We start from the raw sequence: 13,345 nt of genomic DNA on the forward strand, positions 1-13,345 counted from the left end.
CTATGATCCTTCTATAATTCTTTTGACTGGGCCAAAACTACGACGATGCAATGGCGTTAAGCCATGATCTTTAAGGGCCTGCAAATGTACAGCGGTGGGATAACCCTTGTGTTTTTCAAAGCCATATTGTGGGTACTCTTGACCATAAGCCACGATATCTCTGTCTCTGGAAACTTTTGCCAGAATCGAAGCCGCTGAAATAGCTTGGTGCCGCGCATCGCCTTTCACCACCGCTTCAGCAGGACAAATAAGTGCTTTAGGAATACGGTTGCCATCAATTAAGGCATGCTCCGGCGCGACCTGTAAAGCGGCGACAGCACGAGACATGGCCAACATACTCGCATGCAAGATGTTTAACTCATCTATCTCCGCCACGGATGCACTGGCAATGGCATAGCTTAGGGCTTTTTGTTTGATCTCATCAAACAAGGCTTCGCGTTTTTTCTCACTGAGTTTCTTGGAATCTGCCAATCCTTCGATAGGGTTATTAGGGTCCAAAATCACCGCAGCAGCAACAACTTCACCCGCCAATGGCCCTCGTCCGGCTTCGTCGACACCCGCGAGTAAGCTTCCTAGGTATACCTCACTGACAAAGGGCTCCATCATGCCTTCCCTGCCGTTTTATCTGCAAGCATAGAAATAATGGCTTCAGCTCCTACTTGACCTGCGTTCTTTTTTAGCATCTTGTGTAGATCAAGGTATTTTTGCTGAATGGATTCATCGTCCACAAAGCTTTTCCATGTTTGTAGCAGCTGCTTAGCAAGGTTCTCCGGTGTGGCCTCATCTTGTAATAACTCTGGCACCAAAGGCTCATTCGACAGAAGGTTAGGTAATGACACGTAGGGAACCTTGATCATTCGCAACATGATCCAGTAGGTCAGTTTGTTTACTCGATAGGAAACCACCATAGGTCGCTTCACTAACATAGCCTCTAGGGCAGCAGTACCCGAAGCCACAAGTATTGCATCAGAAGCCGTCATGACAGTGCGAGACTGATTATCAATAATCTCGGCTTGCAATGAAAACTCTTCTAAAATGTGTTTTATCTGCAGCTTTCTCGCCTCATTGGCGGCCGGAATAATAAAATTCACTTGGGGCTTTTGCTGTTTAATTAATGCCATAGCTTGTGCAAACAGTGGCATTAATTGGGAAACTTCACCTTCCCTTGAACCTGGCAAGATAGCAAATAGCGGGGCATCCGTCGGAGCAATGTTTAGGATTTCTCGGGCGAAGTTAACATCACTGTGCAAAGGGATTTCATCTGCTAGGGTATGACCCACACACACTACCGGAATGTCGTGCTGATGGTAAATCGGCATTTCAAACGGAAATAATGCCAGCATCAAATCGACAGATTTTTTAATTTTGAAAATACGCTTCTGGCGCCAAGCCCAAACCGACGGACTCACATAATGGACAGTAGGAATGCCCGCTTGCTTGAGTTTACGCGCCAAAGGCAGGTTAAAGTCAGGAGAGTCTATACCTATAAATGCAATGGGGGGTGAATCAATACAGTTCTGATAGAGATTTTTTCGAATGGTCAATAGCTCTCGCAAGCGACCCAGCACTTCCACCAACCCCATCACTGATAAACGGTCCATAGGTACCATGCTTTGCAAACCTTGCTCTGCCATCAAAGGCCCACCAATGCCTTCAAAGATAGCATTCGGCTGAAGCTTTTTGAGCGACGCAATCAAGTTTGCACCCAGAATGTCTCCAGACGCTTCCCCCGCCACTAGGACATAACGTGTTACTGACGCAGTTTGCATTAATTCTATTCTCTTATAATAAAAAAACCCCGAATGCTTCCGAGGTTTCTTTTTGTTCGACGACTCAACTTAACTTAGCGAATAATGCCGCGAGTGGAGCGTCGAATGGATTGTACAAAAGCTTGTACTTCTGGAATGAGGCTAAGTTCGCCATCTTCTATGTAGTCTATGGCAAGTTCTAGGGTAAAACCTTTTAGATAGACAGCTTTGTAGGCTTGTCTTAAGGCTTTGATCACATCACCGCTAACACCGCGACGACGCATACCTTCGAAATTCATACCATGAGCTTTTGCAGGGTTGCCCGACACCATGACAAACATGGGCACATCTTTCGAGACCATAGAACCCATGCCACACATGCTGTAAGAGTTGACCTGACAAAATTGATGCACACCCGTGTAGCCACCTAGGATCACGTTGTTGCCCAATTTTACATGCCCAGCAAGTGCCACATAGTTAGCCAATACATTATTATCACCAACAACACAGTCATGACCCACATGGGTACTGGCCATAAACAGATTATAATCACCAATACGGGTAATACCTTCGTCTTGAATGGTACCTCTGTGAATGGTGGCATTCTCGCGAATGACGTTATGATCGCCAATCACAAGCTTTGTCGCTTCACCCTTATACTTTTTATCCTGATTCGCTTCGCCTACCGAAGCAAATTGATAAATTTCATTATGGGCGCCAATCGTCGTATGGCCATTAATAACCACATGAGACTTTACAACACTACCTTCCCCTATGGTGACATGGGGACCAATAACAGAATAGGGTCCTATTTCAACGCTGGCATCAACGTTTGCATTGGGATCAACTAAAGCCGTAGGGTGTATTGCCACTATACCTTCCTGTCTGCACACAAAATGGTTGCGGAGCAAGCAAGCTCACCATCAACCGTTGCTTTACATTCGAATTTCCAGATACCACGCTTTTCAGTGATAATCTTAGCTTCCAACTGTACACGGTCACCCGGCACAACAGGACGTTTAAAACGCAGTTTATCAGAACCTACGAAGTAATAGATAGAACCATCTTCTGGTGTTTTACCCATGGTCTTGAAACCAAGGATACCAGCGGCTTGTGCCATGGCTTCAATAATCAATACACCTGGCATCACTGGGTGATCAGGGAAATGACCGTTGAAAAAAGGTTCGTTTATGGTCACGTTCTTGTAAGCAACAATGGACTCATTTAGGTTTAGCTCAACTACACGATCCACCAACAAAAACGGGTATCTGTGCGGTAGGTATCGGCGAATTTCATTAACGTCCATCATTTAGTATCAACCTTTTCTAATAACTTGTTCACTTGTTTTCTTAAATCTAAGACCTGCTTCGCGGTCTCGTCCAATCGTCGTATTCTTGCTACCGTTTTTCGCCACTTTGAAGTCGGTTCCATTCCTGTTCCGGACGAATAAGAACCCGCTTCTAATATGGAATGACTGATTAAGCTCATCGCTGTGATGTGTACTCTATCGGTCAAAGTCAGATGACCAGTAATTCCTGAGCCACCTGAAATAGTACAAAATTCGCCAATATTCACACTGCCAGCAATCATTACACCGCCTGCAATAGCGCTATTATCGCCAATTATGACGTTATGGGCAATTTGAACTTGATTGTCTATTTTCACCCCATTGCCAATACGAGTGCTTTCGAGCGCGCCTCGGTCAATGGTGGTATTAGCTCCTACTTCAACTTGATTGCCAATTTCTACCCCACCCAGTTGATTAATTTTTTCCCAACCGTCTGTTCGAGGGGCAAATCCAAAACCGTCTGCACCAATGACGCATCCACTGTGTAGAATGCAGTCATCACCAATTTTTACATCATGGTAAAGGGTCACATTAGGGTAAAGACGACCGTTGCTACCAATATGTGCATTTCGACCCACCACACAGTTCGCACCAATCACTGTCCCTGAACCTATCGTCGCACCCTCATCGATAACACTGTTCGGCCCTATGGTCACATCCTCAGCCACTTGGGCTTGATCGGATATGGTGGCACTTGCATGCACACCTACCCAAGACTGAGTTTTCGGTACAAATAAATGAGACAACTGCGCGAACGCTAAATACGGATTTTGAGTAATAATGGCATTTTCAACGACACTGGCCTGCTCCACTGATTTAACGAGAACAGCACCTGCACCACTTGTTTTTAATTGGTTCGTATACTTTGGATTGGCTAAAAAACTTAACTGCTGTCGGTCTGATTTTTCAAGTGTTCCCAAACCAGAAATCACTAAGTTGCCATCACCCTTTACTTTTCCTTGTACTCTTTCAGCCAATTCGGCCAAAGTATAGCTCATAAATTAGTTTTCCTTATTGATACGCTGCACTAACTCACTTGTTATATCGACTTTTGCCCCAGCATACAAACTTGCTTGACGGTTTAATACCAACTCAATACCTTGCTCTTCTATCAGGGCTTTTAGCGCCGCTTCACCTTTTGGCGTCAGGTCTTGAATAAGTTTTTGCTCTAGGGTGCGCGCTTCATTCTGCATTTTTGCGGCCATCGCTCGGACTTTTTTATCATGATCAGCAATAGCTTGACGGCGTTTTTGGTACTCTTCCGGTGATAATGTTAGCTCATCACGTTTTAAATCTTGAATCATACCATTAACAACGTTCTCTTCTTCTTTCAGACGGGCATCCATAGCAGCAACTTTTTGCTTAGGCTCTTTTGCCGCTTCCAGACCGATCTCACTGTTTAATAGAGCCGCTCTAAAGTCAAGCACGGCAACTTCTGTTGCTTGCAAAACCCCCACAAAAAATAATGTAGAAAGCGTTATCATGACTTTTAGCATTGCTTATCTCCCTGATCCTGATGATTTAAGTTTAAAAAGTTGTACCTAGCTGAAATTGGAAAAAGTCTGTGCTGTCGCCATCTTCATCGTTAATTGGCCGCGCAAAATTAAACGACAACGGTGCTATAGGTGTGATCCAAGTCCAGCTCAAACCAATACTATAACGTATCTCACCTAAATCTACGCCTTCTTCGCAATTATCATTATCCGCAAGACATGAATCCGTAAAGACGTTACCCGCATCCAAGAATAAAGCCGTACGTACAGATTTATGATCTTCCACCATAGGCAAAGGGAAAATCAATTCAGCCGTACCTGTGATAAGAATATTACCACCGATCGCAGAAGTATCTGTGTCATCGTCATCATAAGAGTTTTGTGGACCTAATGATGAAGATTCAAAGCCACGAACTGAGTAGGAGCCCCCTGCAAAGTAGTTTTCAAAGAAAGGCAGCTGATCCGAGTCGCCATAGCCTGTACCGTAACCTAGACGAGTTTTTAGGCGGAACAACCAAAGGTTAGAGTTAGAAATATTCCAATACCTTTGCGAGCTCAAACCTAGCTTAGCGTACTGTTGATCTCCCGCTGGTGTTGCCACCTCTAAAGACGCTGTAGTGGAATAACCATTGGTTGGCAATACACCACCGATCAGATCACTATCACTCCAGGTTAGCGTGGTAATCAAATCGTCGTAACTATCCCCATATTCATCCACATATCCGCTGGTTTCATTGGATGGGTCATAACCAAGGTTTACGGTCGTTTCTTTAACCGTGACACCAAAACTTAGACGTTGTGTGTCTGATATCGGATAACCATAGCTCACACCCACACCAATTCTATCCAAGTCGTAATCTTCAACATCGTCGTCGTCGTGATTACTGGTTTGATAGAAGGCCTTCACCCCGCGACTAACACCGTCAACTGTGAAGTAAGGGTTGTCGTAAGAAATAGAGTAATCCTCAGAGGAGTCGGATCGAGAAGCATTGAAGCTTAGCTTATTACCCGTACCCAAGAAGTTACGTTTGGAAATACCAAAGCCTAATACCGTACCATCCTCTTGGGAGTAACCCACACTGGCCTGAATGCTACCAGACGCCTGTTCAACCACGACAACATCTAGATCTACTTGGTCGGTTGTGCCAGGTACAGGACGGGTACGAAGATCAACACTACCAAAGAAGCCTAAACGCTCTAATCGACGTTTGGATGCTTGAATATCAGAGTGGGTCGCTAATGCTCCTTCAAACTGAGTCATTTCACGGCGCAATACTTCGTCTTGAGTCTCACTGTTACCACTAAAGATAATACGGCGCACATAAACTTTCGGGCCAGGGGCAATTTGATAACTCAAATCCACCGTATGATTGTCATGCTTATTAGGAATGACGTTTACATCCGTAAATAAATAACCGCTATCGCCAAGTTCCGTAGAGATGTTTTCCATAATCTCAGTAACCTGACTTCTGGAAAATGCATCGCCTGTCTTTTGATCGATATGTTTCCATATTCTGTCTTCAGAGATCGGCAAACTACCACTCAGAGCCACTTTATTGATGAAGTAAGGTTCACCTTCTTCAACGTTAATCACCACATAAACTTCTTTCTTATTGGCAGACAAGCTCACTTGACTAGATACCACACCAAAGTCCAAATAACCTTTATCTAAATAAAAGCTTTTTAGCTTATTAATATCACCGTCAATTTTCGCTTTTGCGTATTCGTCAGCAGAGCTAAAGGGGTTCCAATAACCCGTCTCACGCGACTCAAAGTTTTTGGTTAGCGCTTCATCGTCAAAATGGGTATTACCAACAATGTTAATGTGTACGATTTTGGCGGTATCACCTTCATCAATATTCAATTTGATGGCAATACGGTTACGAGGCATGTCTTCCGTTTCAATCTTAACCTTAGCGCTGTATCGACCTAATCCATAGTATTGACGCTGTAGTTCTTGCTCAATCTGATTGAGGGTTTCTGGCTTATAGATTTCACCCTGCTCTAAACCGGACAACTTAAGACCACGTTCTAAATCTTCCGTAGAGATAAGGTCATTTCCCTCTATGGTTAACAAACCAATAGAAGGACGTTCGACCACATTAAAGATCACTAAATTGTTATCTTCATAGACATCTACATCACTAAAGTAGCCGGAATTAAATAAGCTATTTATCGCCTGATAAACGTTACCAGAATCGTAATGTTGACCTTGTTCGAATCCAATTAAATCAAATGCTCTTTCAGACGGCATTTGAACCAAACCATCCACTCGTACATCATCGACGCTTTGCGCTAAAACTTGCGCACTCATTAGTGTAAAAACTAGCGCTGAAACAACCTTCACATATACCTCTCTACAAGCGGGCAATATCATTAAAAATAGCAATCGCCATCAAGGCAAATAGTAACGAAGCACCCACACGGTAAGCCAAATTCTGAATACGCTCAGTCACTGGCTTACGACGTACAGCTTCAATGCCAAAAAACAATAAATGCCCACCGTCTAACATAGGAATGGGCAATAAATTAAGAACACCTAAACTCACACTGAGATAGGCCATAAATTTTAAAAAAGGCTGTAAACCAGAGTCCGCTGACGCACTAGCCACTTTTGCGATAGTGATTGGCCCAGATAAGTTATCGACCGATATTAACCCCTGCACCATCTTCACTACGGATGATACCGTTAAAGAAACCATATTCCAGGTTTGACCTATACCGTAAGACAAAGACTCGAACACACCATATTGGTTTTCACGTATTAAACTCTTGTCCCACACCGGTGGTTGCACCGCGAGCCCTGCGTAACCGACTTCACGACCATCACGCTCTGTGGCTCTAGGTTGTAGTAGTAACTCTCTCTGTTGACCATCACGAGCCACCGTTACAACCAATGTCTGATTTGGGCTCATTTGGACTTGGTCAACAACTTCTTGCCAGCTGCTAATGGCAATATCATCAATCGACAAAATAACGTCTTGCGCCAGAAAGCCCGCTTGCTGAGCAGCACCATCAGCGACCACTTGGGCGATAACAGGCGCTACATTAGGTTGCCAAGGCACAATACCAAAAGCACGAATTAAGTTGCTCGGCTGTTCACCCACCAACCAGCGATCTAGGCGCGTAGTAGTCTCTTGTAACATCTGGGTTTCTGACACTTGATAGCGAACCTTAATGCCTTCAGTTTTGCCAATCAAGCTTGCTAACACTAAATTTACATCTTCCCAAGAATTCACGGTTTGATCGGCTATCGAAACCAGCTCATCCCCGACCTGTATATTGGTTTGCGCTAACGGTGAATTATCAGCAATAGCGCCAATTTTCGGGGCGACGGTTTGTATTCCCATCAAAGCCACCAGCGCATAAATCACAATCGCCAATAAGAAATTGGCTAAAGGGCCCGCTGCAACAATGGCAATACGCTGCCAAACATTTTTACTGTTGAATGTTTGCTCTTTAAGGGATTCAGGTACGCCCCCTTCACGCTCGTCGAGCATGCGGACATAGCCCCCTAGGGGAATAAGTGCCAAGGTATATTCCGTGCCAGTTTTGCCCACATAACGATAAATCGGCTTACCAAAACCAACCGAGAAACGCAGTACCTTTACACCACAACGGCGAGCAATAAAGTAATGGCCAAATTCATGGAAGGTAATTAGAACCCCCAAGGCCACAACAATAGAAAGAATATTTTGAATCATTAAAAATCACCTTGAGCAATGACATGATGGGCAAACTCTCGGGTTGATAAGTCCGCTTGAAACACCACATTTAACGACTCGACAGGGTCTATGTTCATGCCAAAAAGCACGCGTTCATTCACTCGTGCAATGTCTAAGAAACCTATTTTCTTTTGCAAAAATGCCGCCACAGCCACTTCGTTGGCCGCATTTAAGATCGCCATAGCAGTACCCCCTAGATACCAAGCTTTTGCAGCTAGGTCTAAGTTAGGAAAACGCTGCAGATCTGGCGCTTCGAAATTTAAACAACCGATTTCCACTAAATTCAATGGCGGCACTTGAGTGGTCACCCGATTTGGCCAAGTCATGCCGTAAGCAATGGGAATTTTCATGTCTGGGTTACCCATTTGAGCGATCACCGAACCGTCCAAATAGGACACCATGGAGTGCACTATGCTCTCAGGGTGAACCACCACTTCAACATCGTCAGGCGTCACATCAAATAGCCAACAAGCTTCGATTAACTCCAGCCCTTTATTCATCAAGGAAGCGGAATCAATAGAGATTTTTTGCCCCATGGACCAGTTCGGGTGATTACAAGCCTGCTCTGGCGTCACGCTTTTCATGTCTTCTAAAGACCAACTTCTAAATGGACCACCAGAGGCCGTAAGAATTATCTTTGCAACATCTTTCTTAACCGCGCCTGTGGCCGTTTGAGGCAGGCTTTGATAAATAGCATTGTGCTCACTATCAATCGGCAATAACACGGCACCATGCTTTTTCACTTCATTCATGAAAAGCTGGCCTGCTGTGACTAAAGACTCTTTGTTAGCAAGTAAGATACGCTTGCCGGCACGGATTGCTGACAAAGTGGGTTTTAAACCCGCAAAGCCCATAATCGCTGCCATGACTTGATCAACGCCATCCTGCGCCGCAATGCTTTCTAATGCTTGATCGCCCCACTCTATGGAGACATCCAAGCCAGAGCACAGTTCACGCAATTCATCACAAGCCTCAGCGCTGCCCATTACCACTCGCTCAGGTAAAAAACGATGACAAATCTCAGCCATTTTTTTAACGCTGGAATGGGCTGAAGCATTCACTAATTTAAATTGATCCGGATGCTGGGCAATCACATCTAATGTGCTTTGGCCTATTGAGCCTGTTGCGCCAAGCAGACAAATACCCTGCATTACAACCATCCAACCAAAATTAAAAATAAGACAAAGATCGGCGCCGCTGCGGTTAAGCTGTCGACTCTATCCATGACACCACCATGCCCAGGAATCAAGTTGCTGGAGTCTTTAAGACCCTCATGACGCTTAAACAAGCTTTCCGTTAAATCCCCTAGCACAGAGACCGAGGAGGTAACCAAGGCCACTAGCGTTAACGCCAACCACTCGCTGAGAGAAAAATCACTCATCACAGCAAACAAACCTATGCCGCACTGAGTTAACAGGAGACCACCAAACACGCCCTCCCAAGACTTACCAGGGCTCACAAATCTAGCCAATTTACGCTTACCAAAAGCACGCCCGGCAAAGTAGGCACCCGTATCCGCGCCCCAGATTAATCCCATTAGCACTAATACCCAGACAACAAAATTGTCAGATTGTTTCAAAACCACTAACGCAGACCAAGTTGTGAGTAAAACCAAAACACCAAACAACAGTCTCGCCGCGACGTGGCGCCAAACAAGCTGATCGGGATAACGCATCACCCAATACAAAGCCAATAACCACACTAAAGGACTGATATACAAGGATAATCGCGGCCAATTCAGACTTTCTAGAAGGTAACAGCAGGCGGCAACCACCAGAGCAAAACCAAGGCGCCCAACAGCTTTTTGCACGCCCGAAAGTCGCGCCCACTCCCACGCAGCCACGATAACTACGCCACCCATTGCTAAGACAAAACTGCCTTCTTCTAAAACAAATACAGCGCAAATAAAGAGTAGCGCCATAATCACAGCACTAATAATACGAGGGACTAACATGGGTTATCGACCACCATAACGTCGTTGACGGGTTTGATAGATTTGCAACGCTTCATCAAAATGGGATTGACCAAAATCAGGCCAGAGCACAGGTAGGAAAACAAACTCAGCGTAGGCGGTTTGCCACAACATAAAGTTACTAATACGCTCTTCCCCTGATGTTCTGATTAACAAATCGGGTTCGGGTAAGTCGGACAGCGACATATGCTGAGCCAACATTGTTTCATCTATTTGATCTGGATCTAGATTCCCTTCTGCCACTTGCATTGCCAATTGTTTAGCGGCTTGGGCAATATCCCAGCGGCCACCGTAGTTAGCGGCAATCACCAATACCATGCCTTGATTGTTGGCTGTCGCGCTTTCCACACGCTTAATCTGTGCTTGTAGGCTTTCACTAAAGCCAGATACATCCCCCATAACTTTTAAACAAATATCGTATTTGCTTAATCGTTTTTGCTCTTTCTTCAGGGAACGCATAAAAAGACTCATTAAACCGTCGACTTCCACCTTAGGTCGTTTCCAGTTTTCACTGGAAAAAGCAAATAGGGTAAGTACCTTAACGCCAGCACTTGCCGCAGCTTCCACCGTACGCCTTACAGCGCCCGCACCTGCGGTATGACCGGCAATACTGGGCAAAAACTTTTGTTTAGCCCAACGGTTATTTCCGTCCATGATGATTGCGATATGAGCAGGGATATTAGTTAAATCCTCTACCATTTCAGCTGAGTCAGACATAAAGCTACCTTAGTCAATAAAAAAGGCGAGCATGGCTCGCCTGCTCGCCTTTTCTATTAAATTTCCATCAAATCTTTTTCTTTCGCAGCTAAACGTTCTTCAACCAAAGCAACAAACTTGTCAGTAATTTTTTGCACTTGATCTTGACCACGACGATCATCGTCTTCAGAAATTTCTTTCTCTTTAACAAGGTCTTTCAAGCTACCATTGGCATCACGACGAATGTTACGGATCGCAATACGGCCATTTTCTGCTTCGCTTTTTGCTTGTTTGAAGTAGTTACGACGGGTTTCTTCCGTCAATGCAGGCATAGGAATACGAATCAAGCTACCGTTTGTCGCTGGATTCAAACCTAGGTCAGACTTCATAATGGCTTTTTCAATCTCAGGAACTAGGTTACTTTCCCAAGGAGACACACCCAAGGTACGCGCATCTTCAACGGTAATGTTCGCCACCTGGCTAAGAGGTGTTTCAGAGCCGTAGTAGTTTACTTTCACAGAATCCAAAATGCTTGGATGGGCACGGCCTGTACGAATTTTTTTAAACGCAACTTCCACAGAGGAAACCGCTTTATTCATGCGATCTTCTGCATCTTTTAGAATTTCGTTAATCATAACTTCCTCACTTAATCAGAGTGCCTTCTGAGCCACCAACCATGATGTTAGTCAGTGCGCCAGGCTTATTCATATTAAATACTCGAATTGGCATATCATGGTCGCGAGTCAAACAAATCGCTGTTAAGTCCATGACACCTAACTGTTTTTCCAATACTTCGTCATAGCTTAATGTATCATATTTTACAGCATCTGGGTCTTTCATCGGATCAGCGGAATAGACACCATCGACTTTAGTCGCTTTCAATACAACATCAGCATCTACCTCAATACCGCGCAAACAAGCAGCAGAGTCTGTTGTAAAGAAAGGATTGCCCGTGCCCGCAGAGAAGATCAGTACATCACCTTCTTTCATCAAGCGCATAGCGCGACGACGGTCATAAGGTTCAACGATACCAGTCATGGTAATCGCAGACATAACACGAGTGGCGATATTGGCACGCTCTAGCGCATCACGCATGGCCAAAGCATTCATTACTGTTGCCAACATACCCATGTGATCACCGGTTACACGGTCCATGCCCGCTTGGCTAAGTGCCTGTCCGCGGAACAAGTTACCACCACCGATCACAATACCAACTTCTACACCAATGCCACGCAGTTGACCAATTTCTAGGGCAATACGATTGAGTACTTTCGGGTCAATACCAAAGGACTCATCTCCCATCAGCGCTTCACCGCTTAATTTAAGTAGAATACGTTTGTAATTTGGGCTTTTCTCTTTTGGCATATCAACCTCCGGTCATGGTTTTATCTAGAAGAATAACTGAAATCGACATCGCCGACCTCATAGTTATGCAATTCTCATAAAAAGGGGCAGTTAAACTGCCCCTTTTCTTTGCAAGACATTACAACTAGGTATTAACCTTTAAGTTGTGCTGCCACTTCTGCTGCGAAGTCAACTTCTGCAACTTCAATACCTTCACCTACTTCTAGACGAATGAATGAAGTGATTGTCGCGCCAGCATCTTTCACAAGTTGACCCACTTTAACTTCTGGGTTCTTAACGAAAGGCTGCTCTAGCAAGCTGTTTTCAGCCAAGAATTTCTTAATGCGACCAACAATCATTTTGTCAACGATTTCTGCTGGTTTACCAGCCATGTCTGGCTGTGCACGAATGATTTCTTCTTCTTTCGCCAAAACGTCAGCAGGCATGTCTTCGCCTTTAACAACACGAGGAGCAACAGCTGCTACGTGCATAGAAACGTCTTTAGCCAACTCAGCGTCGCCGCCTTCAAGTTGAGTCAATACAGCAATTTGACCGTTGCCGTGTAGGTAACCACCTACTAGGCCACCTTCAACGATTACTGCACGACGAGGCGTGATGTTTTCGCCGATTTTCTGAACCAAAGCTTCACGAGCGCTACCGATTTCACCCGCTAGCAAAACTTCCATATCAGTTTCTTTTGTTGCAAAAACAACATCAGCTACTTTATTAGCGAAGCTTACGAAGCCTTCATCACGTGAAGCGAAGTCAGTTTCAGAGTTAACTTCAACCAATACACCGTAAGATGCATCGTCAGCAACACGCATAACGATAGTACCTTCCGCTGCAGTACGACCCGCTTTTTTAGCTGCCTTCATACCACTTGATTTACGTAGCTCTTCAATCGCTACTTCGATATCAGCGTTAGCAGCGACAAGTGCTTTTTTACACTCCATCATGCCAAGACCAGTACGTTCACGTAGCTCTTTTACCAATGCTGCAGATACTGCGGCCATGTCAAA

At 44.8% G+C, this 13,345-nt stretch carries 14 protein-coding genes; all 14 read right to left on the reverse strand.

Annotated elements, in window-relative coordinates:
* The 14 genes from rnhB to tsf all read right to left on the reverse strand — a co-directional run bounded on the left by rnhB (position 1) and on the right by tsf (position 13,339).
* Complete coding sequence (rnhB, locus tag ACUM5Y_RS13080) at positions 1-603, reverse strand: ribonuclease HII (protein ID WP_445977497.1); 603 nt, start codon at positions 601-603, stop codon at positions 1-3.
* The gene (gene lpxB, locus ACUM5Y_RS13085; protein WP_445977323.1) at positions 603-1,769 is read right to left on the reverse strand and encodes a lipid-A-disaccharide synthase; all 1,167 of its coding nucleotides are present in this window, start codon (positions 1,767-1,769) and stop codon (positions 603-605) included. Before lpxB ends, rnhB begins: the two co-directional genes overlap by 1 nt.
* Positions 1,770-1,843: 74 nt before the next feature.
* A complete protein-coding gene (gene lpxA / locus ACUM5Y_RS13090; protein WP_445977324.1) occupies positions 1,844-2,620 on the reverse strand; it encodes an acyl-ACP--UDP-N-acetylglucosamine O-acyltransferase in 777 nt (258 codons plus the stop codon).
* Positions 2,620-3,057: a 3-hydroxyacyl-ACP dehydratase FabZ gene (gene fabZ / locus ACUM5Y_RS13095; protein ID WP_445977325.1), complete on the reverse strand. Its 438-nt coding sequence runs from the start codon at positions 3,055-3,057 to the stop codon at positions 2,620-2,622. The genes lpxA and fabZ overlap by 1 nt, the downstream gene beginning before the upstream one ends.
* Positions 3,054-4,094, reverse strand: a complete 1,041-nt coding sequence (gene lpxD / locus ACUM5Y_RS13100; protein ID WP_445977326.1) for a UDP-3-O-(3-hydroxymyristoyl)glucosamine N-acyltransferase — start codon at positions 4,092-4,094, stop codon at positions 3,054-3,056. The genes fabZ and lpxD overlap by 4 nt, the downstream gene beginning before the upstream one ends.
* Before the next feature lie 3 nt (positions 4,095-4,097).
* Positions 4,098-4,592, reverse strand: a complete 495-nt coding sequence (locus ACUM5Y_RS13105; protein ID WP_445977327.1) for an OmpH/Skp family outer membrane protein — start codon at positions 4,590-4,592, stop codon at positions 4,098-4,100.
* A 31-nt stretch (positions 4,593-4,623) separates the two neighbouring features.
* Entirely contained in the window at positions 4,624-6,903 is a 2,280-nt protein-coding gene (gene bamA, locus ACUM5Y_RS13110; protein ID WP_445977328.1) for an outer membrane protein assembly factor BamA, read from the reverse strand.
* Between the two features lie 43 nt (positions 6,904-6,946).
* Positions 6,947-8,293, reverse strand: coding sequence for an RIP metalloprotease RseP (rseP, locus tag ACUM5Y_RS13115; RefSeq protein WP_445977329.1), 1,347 nt, complete (start codon positions 8,291-8,293; stop codon positions 6,947-6,949).
* Complete coding sequence (ispC, locus tag ACUM5Y_RS13120; RefSeq protein ID WP_445977330.1) at positions 8,293-9,465, reverse strand: 1-deoxy-D-xylulose-5-phosphate reductoisomerase; 1,173 nt, start codon at positions 9,463-9,465, stop codon at positions 8,293-8,295. Before ispC ends, rseP begins: the two co-directional genes overlap by 1 nt.
* A complete protein-coding gene (locus tag ACUM5Y_RS13125) occupies positions 9,465-10,268 on the reverse strand; it encodes a phosphatidate cytidylyltransferase (protein ID WP_445977331.1) in 804 nt (267 codons plus the stop codon). The genes ispC and ACUM5Y_RS13125 overlap by 1 nt, the downstream gene beginning before the upstream one ends.
* A gap of 3 nt (positions 10,269-10,271) precedes the next feature.
* A complete protein-coding gene (gene uppS, locus ACUM5Y_RS13130; RefSeq protein WP_445977332.1) occupies positions 10,272-11,003 on the reverse strand; it encodes an undecaprenyl pyrophosphate synthase in 732 nt (243 codons plus the stop codon).
* Positions 11,004-11,059: 56 nt separating this feature from the next.
* Positions 11,060-11,617 carry a ribosome recycling factor gene (gene frr, locus ACUM5Y_RS13135; RefSeq protein ID WP_445977333.1) on the reverse strand — a complete coding sequence of 186 codons (558 nt, stop codon included), beginning with the start codon at positions 11,615-11,617 and terminating at the stop codon, positions 11,060-11,062.
* A 7-nt stretch (positions 11,618-11,624) separates the two neighbouring features.
* Complete coding sequence (pyrH, locus tag ACUM5Y_RS13140; RefSeq protein WP_445977334.1) at positions 11,625-12,347, reverse strand: UMP kinase; 723 nt, start codon at positions 12,345-12,347, stop codon at positions 11,625-11,627.
* 131 nt (positions 12,348-12,478) lie between these two features.
* Positions 12,479-13,339: a translation elongation factor Ts gene (gene tsf / locus ACUM5Y_RS13145; protein WP_445977335.1), complete on the reverse strand. Its 861-nt coding sequence runs from the start codon at positions 13,337-13,339 to the stop codon at positions 12,479-12,481.
* Positions 13,340-13,345 lie beyond the last annotated feature (6 nt).

It is taken from the genome of Marinomonas dokdonensis, assembly GCF_052747885.1.